Genomic DNA, 713 nt, shown 5'->3' with positions numbered 1-713 from the left:
GCGGCGATGCGACTCATCACTTCGCTACCGGTGCCGCTGCCCAAAAGGATGGGTAACAGACCCGCAATGATGACGGCCACGGTCATGGCCTTGGGTCGGACCCGTTGCACCGCACCTTCGCGAATAGCGGCGATCAGCCCGCGCTCAGTGCTATCACCGGCGTCTTCACGTTCGGCCCAGGCATTCTTCAGGTAGAGCAGCATGATTACGCCAAACTCGGCAGACACCCCCGCCAGCGCGATAAAGCCGACACCGGTGGCCACCGACAGGTTGAATCCCAACAGATACAGAAACCATGCTCCACCCGTCAGTGCGAACGGCAGAGTGGCCATGATCAACAAGGCCTCGTCGAAGCGTGCGAACGTCAGGTAGAGCAGGACGAAAATGATCAGCAGCGTGGCCGGCACCACCAGCTTGAGCCGTGCATTGGCTCGCTCGAGAAATTCGAACTGCCCCGAGTAGCTCAGGCTCATGCCTGGCTGCAACTTCACCTGCTCACTGACGACACGGCGCAGGTCGGCGACCACCGAGGCAATATCCCGGCCACGCACGTCGATATACACCCAGCCAGAAGGCCGGGCGTTCTCGCTCTTGAGCATTGGCGGGCCGTCGCTGACCTTGACCTTCGCCACAGTGCCGAGGGTAATCTGGCTCCCCAAAGGGGTGTAGATCGGCAGCTGCTCCAGGGCGCCGAGCGAGTCACGCCACTCACG

At 61.9% G+C, this 713-nt stretch carries 1 protein-coding gene; it reads right to left on the bottom strand.

Annotated elements, in window-relative coordinates; all coding sequences use genetic code 11:
- Window positions 1–713, bottom strand: a 713-nt coding sequence (locus VD17_RS31130; RefSeq protein ID WP_046057188.1) for an efflux RND transporter permease subunit, incomplete at both ends; no start/stop codon positions are given.

This window comes from Pseudomonas fluorescens (assembly GCF_000968015.1).
GTDB classification, from domain to species: Bacteria; Pseudomonadota; Gammaproteobacteria; order Pseudomonadales; family Pseudomonadaceae; genus Aquipseudomonas; species Aquipseudomonas fluorescens_W.
Note: the sequence above shows the minus strand (reverse complement) of the source record. Positions and strands in the feature narration are given on the sequence as shown.